2 protein-coding genes are annotated in these 2,202 nt (G+C 69.0%); both read right to left on the bottom strand.

Annotated elements, in window-relative coordinates; all coding sequences use genetic code 11:
- Positions 1 to 60: 60 nt before the first annotated feature.
- Positions 61 to 867 carry an IS21-like element helper ATPase IstB gene (istB, locus tag AB0H36_RS48005; protein ID WP_360539094.1) on the bottom strand — a complete coding sequence of 269 codons (807 nt, stop codon included), beginning with the start codon at positions 865 to 867 and terminating at the stop codon, positions 61 to 63.
- The gene (gene istA / locus AB0H36_RS48000) at positions 867 to 2,105 is read right to left on the bottom strand and encodes an IS21 family transposase (RefSeq protein WP_360539091.1); all 1,239 of its coding nucleotides are present in this window, start codon (positions 2,103 to 2,105) and stop codon (positions 867 to 869) included. Before istA ends, istB begins: the two co-directional genes overlap by 1 nt.
- Positions 2,106 to 2,202 lie beyond the last annotated feature (97 nt).

Below are 2,202 nucleotides of genomic sequence, written 5' to 3'. Positions count from 1 at the left end.
TGTCAACGGCAGCCGAAAACTGACCAGCTTGCGGCAACTGAATGTTGACCATCTTCTGGTTCATGGTTCGTCGGTCGGGGCGGTGGGGACGCGGCCGAGGTTTCGGTCTTTGAGGCGGTAGCTGTCGCCTTTGAGGGCGATGACTTCGGCGTGGTGGACGAGGCGGTCGATCATCGCGGCGGCGACGACGTCGTCGCCGAACACTTCGCCCCAGCGGCCGAAGGGTTTGTTGCTGGTGACGATCAGGCTGGCGCGTTCGTAGCGGGACGAGACGAGTTGGAAGAACAGGTTCGCGGCTTCGGGTTCGAACGGGATGTAGCCGACCTCGTCGACGACGAGCAGTGGGTAGCGGCCGAGCCGGACGAGTTCGGTTTGGAGGGTGCCGGTGGTGTGTGCGTCGGCGAGCCGGGCGACCCATTGCGAGGCGGTGGCGAACTGGACGCGGTGGCCGGCTTGGCAGGCGCGGATCGCGAGCCCGGTGGCCAGGTGGGTCTTGCCGGTGCCGGGTGGGCCGAGGAACACGACGTTGTCCTTGGCTGTGATGAAGTCCAGCGTGGCGAGGTGGGCGATGGTGTCGCGTTTCAGTCCGCGGGCGTGGTCGAAGTCGAACTCCTCGATGCTCTTGCGGGCCGGGAACCTGGCGGCGCGGATCCGGCCCTCGCCGCCGTGAGACTCCCGGGCGGCGACCTCGCGTTGCAGGCAGGCGACCAGGAACTCCTCGTGCGACCACGACTCGGCCCGGGCCCGGTCGGCCAGCCGGGGCACGGATTCGCGCAGGGTGGGTGCCTTCAACGCGCGGGTCAGGAACGCGACCTCGGCGGTCAGATCACGGTTGCCTGGGCTGGTCGCTGAGCGGGCGGTGGCCATCACGCCACTCCACCATCGGTCAGACCGAGTGCGGTGTCGTAGTCGGTCAGCTGCCGCTGCTCGACTACTGGCTCGCGGGTGGGCCGCAGGATCTCCAGGCGGTCGCGGCGCAACGCCCGGGCCGCGGCGAGATGGTCGGGAGCCGAGATGGTTTGGTGTTTGGCCCAGACCCGTTCATGGTCGGCGACCTGGCGCCCGTCGCAGAACACCTGCACCTTGGCGAGGTCGGCGTAGATGTCGATGCGGCGGCCGATCACGCCGGGGTGGACGGAGTAGTCGTTGCCGTCGAGGCGGATGTAGTGATCCCGGGCCAGCCGGGTCGACGACCGCCACCCCACTGTGGGCGGGACCGGCGGCAGGGTGAGCATCGCGGCCCGGTCGGCCTCGATCCGGTCCGCCGGCCGGCAGCCCAGTGCGCGGTGCTGGCGGGTGTTCGCCCGGACCAGGAACCCTTGGAGTTGGTTGTTGAAGTCGCCGGGACCGGTGAAGGTTCGGCCGGGCAGGAAGGAGCGTTCCAGGTAGTCGTGCAGTCGTTCGACCAGCCCCTTGGCCTCGGGGTCGGCGGGCCGGCAGATCACCACCTTGGCCGCCAGGGTGCCGCGGAACCCCTGACACTCGACGGTGAGTTCGCTGCGGCGGCCGCGCCACCTGCCGATCGCGCCCTCGCCGTCCCAGACCAGCACCCGCGGGACCGCGCCCAACGCGGCGATCAGCTGCCACCAGCCGGCGAACAAGTCCTCGGCGTAACGGGACGGGATCAGCACCGCCGAGTCCCACCGGGCATAGCCAGTCACCATCGTCAGCACCGGCAACTGCTTCGCCGTCCGGGTCTGGCCGAATCCCACCGGCAGCTCGATGTCGGGAAACCAGAAGTCGCACTGCGCGATCTCACCGGCGGCATAGCTGGTCCGGCTGGCCGGGTCCGGCGGCAGATACACCGGCCGCAACTCCGCCACCCGCCCACTCAACGTGCGGATCGAGTACGGCCACCCGATCCGCTCGCCGATCACCGTCGCCGGCATCGTGGGAAACGCCTGCAACAACTCCCGGATCCGTGGCTCGAACCCATCCACCACCGAACCCGCCGCCCTGCGGCGATACCGCGGCGGCCCGTCGCTGGCCAACGCCGCCTTCACCGTGTTCCTCGAGACCGCCAACACCCGCGCGATCTCCGAGATCGATACCCCCTCCGACACCCGCAACCGCCGGATCTCCGCCCAGTCCTCCACGCTCAACACCTGCTCCCTCCCCGGCTCGGTTCAAGCCAGGATCTCTCCGGGAAGCTGGTCAATTTTCAGTTGCCGCCCACTGGTCAGTTTTCAGCTGCCGTCGACA

The sequence above is a fragment of the Kribbella sp. NPDC050820 genome (assembly GCF_040653975.1).
In the GTDB taxonomy this organism is placed as follows: Bacteria; Actinomycetota; Actinomycetes; order Propionibacteriales; family Kribbellaceae; genus Kribbella.
This window is presented reverse-complemented; position numbering and strand designations above follow the sequence as displayed.